Source organism: Escherichia sp. MR (assembly GCF_005280595.1).
GTDB lineage: Bacteria > Pseudomonadota > Gammaproteobacteria > Enterobacterales > Enterobacteriaceae > Escherichia > Escherichia ruysiae.
Genome location: NZ_SZVK01000117.1, coordinates 1 through 2,010, shown reverse-complemented (window position 1 = coordinate 2,010; position 2,010 = coordinate 1). Strand labels below are relative to the sequence as shown.

Here is a 2,010-nt window from a genome sequence, read left to right as displayed (position 1 = left end):
CGGTGGAGCTGCATGACAAAGTCATCGGGCATTATCTGAACATAAAACACTATCAATAAGTTGGAGTCATTACCCGCTGTTCGCTGTGGGGTATAAATCGTTAATTTCAAACGCACCTGGCTGAACAAATGCTCGATAAATCACGTAACCATTTTGTTCAATACTGACTTCCGCGTTACTTTTCGCTATCCCTCGAACTACCGGAGCAAAACCACGTTGGCTGTCTGGCAACATTTCTTCATCAGAGGCCAGTAATACCCCGCGCATCTGCACACTGTCAAAAATATCTGAAGGTGTTGCTGTATCACCCAATGTCAGTTGCGCTTTCAGCGGAACAATGGCCCGTGTTACATAGGTGCCAATATTGTCCCACTGCTTCTCGCCGTTACTATAGCTCCAGTTACTGTAATTTCGCAGACGCCATGCCCCAAGGTTAAGGCCGCTTCGCATACTTAAGTAGTAGCTATCGTTAGTCTGGCTAGTTTCGTTTTTATCCTGGTGATGATTACCATTTTCATCAATGTAGCGATTATAACTTTTTGTATCATGAGAACTGTTACTACCGCTGAAACTGTAATCAAGAAGCAACGCGGGCACACCATCGTCCCAGCGAGATTCAGGTACTGTACCGCGAGCAACCTGCTGCATTGCCGCCTGAGGAAAACTCATCACCAGCTTTTGTTCGCTAAAATCAAAATGACTGGTCGCCTGAGGGATAATTTCATTAAACGCCACACAGGCTTCTGCTGGTATAAGGTTAAGTGCTGAAAAACTGTCTACACGAACGCCCATATCAGCCAGTTGTGTCCGGCTTAAACAAGGTATGAGAAACTCCCCCATCTCCTTTCGTTGGGATTCTGTAGCCGCCTTAAACTCCAGAGTGCGCGTTTCCATTTTTTGTTCATTGACGATTAAAGAAACGCGATATGTTCCAGGCAACTGCGCGCCATGGTCAGTTTCGTACATGGAAAGGTCAACATGCTGGTTGATCCCTGCGGTATCTTCCAGAAAACGCGGATTAAATTTTCCAGCTGTCGCAGAAAAAGAGCCTGCAACCGTAAGCGCCAATACAGATAAAGAAAAGGGCAAAGAAGTGTAAGTGCGCGAAACGACCATCCATGACATTAAGTTGGTTCCCCTGAAAACTATTAATTAATTTCGCGAGTCAGATATTCACCTGAAGAGCCAAAATCATTAATTGTATTATATTTTATTTGCGAAGCACTGTTCACACCTGCAGGCAAATTGATATTCAAAGACCCTTTTGCTGGCACCATACCGGACTTTTCAATTTCGTGTCCGTTAATAAATACATCACTGAACGTGATGTTAAAAACAGTTGGATTGTCAACTTTTATCTGTTTACCGTTTCGCGTAAAACGTAGTTCTCCTGGCGAAGATTTAATATCCCCTTTTAGACCTGCTGGGCGATAAAAAAGCTTGATGCGAGTACGAACTGCAATCTGCAAGACATTTTTCCCTTCATTTTCTTCATTTTGAGAAGGAATCGCTTTGACGTTTACCCAGTAAACAGATTCACGATCCTGAGGTAAGGACGGATTCACATTTACGATACGTAAGATGTTGTTTTTTCCTGGCTCAAGTTTGAATAATGGCGGAGTAATGATGAATGGTGTTTTTTTACTACTCGTTGCATCATCAACCCATGACTGAATAAGAAATTCTTCTGATTTATTTTTGTTTTGTACGGTTAGCGATGCTTCTTTCTTATTACCGTCATAAATCACCCGAGTAGAACTAAGCCCAACCCCACTCGCTAGTGCAGACTGCGAAATTAACACCCAAAGAGTTAACGCAATGAATTTTTTTTTCATCATTCTATCCATGAACGTTGAACACAATTGGCGGAGAATTCATCTTCGCCAATTGTGAAACTAACTATTACTCGTAAGACAGATTGAAATCAACCTGAGCGGTAATGACTCTAACTTATTGATAGTGTTTTATGTTCAGATAATGCCCGATGACTTTGTCATGCAGCTCCACCGA

The 2,010-nt window shown here is 42.5% G+C and carries 3 protein-coding genes and 1 pseudogene; 1 reads left to right on the top strand and 3 read right to left on the bottom strand.

Annotation, left to right across the window (positions count from 1 at the left end; genetic code table 11):
- Positions 1-2: 2 nt before the first annotated feature.
- Positions 3-59, top strand: a complete 57-nt coding sequence (locus FC814_RS23835; RefSeq protein WP_003032489.1) for an IS1 family transposase — start codon at positions 3-5, stop codon at positions 57-59.
- A 13-nt stretch (positions 60-72) separates the two neighbouring features.
- Here the strand turns inward: FC814_RS23835 and FC814_RS22435 are convergent.
- From FC814_RS22435 to FC814_RS23830, 3 genes and pseudogenes are all read right to left on the bottom strand, one after another.
- Positions 73-1,125, bottom strand: a pseudogene (locus tag FC814_RS22435) (fimbria/pilus outer membrane usher protein); the annotation flags it as partial.
- Between the two features lie 23 nt (positions 1,126-1,148).
- On the bottom strand, positions 1,149-1,835 hold the full coding sequence (gene lpfB / locus FC814_RS22430) for a long polar fimbrial biogenesis chaperone LpfB (protein ID WP_137326488.1): 687 nt from the start codon (positions 1,833-1,835) through the stop codon (positions 1,149-1,151).
- 115 nt (positions 1,836-1,950) lie between these two features.
- Positions 1,951-2,010, bottom strand: a 60-nt coding sequence (locus FC814_RS23830) for an IS1 family transposase (RefSeq protein ID WP_071528444.1), incomplete at its 5' end; no start/stop codon positions are given.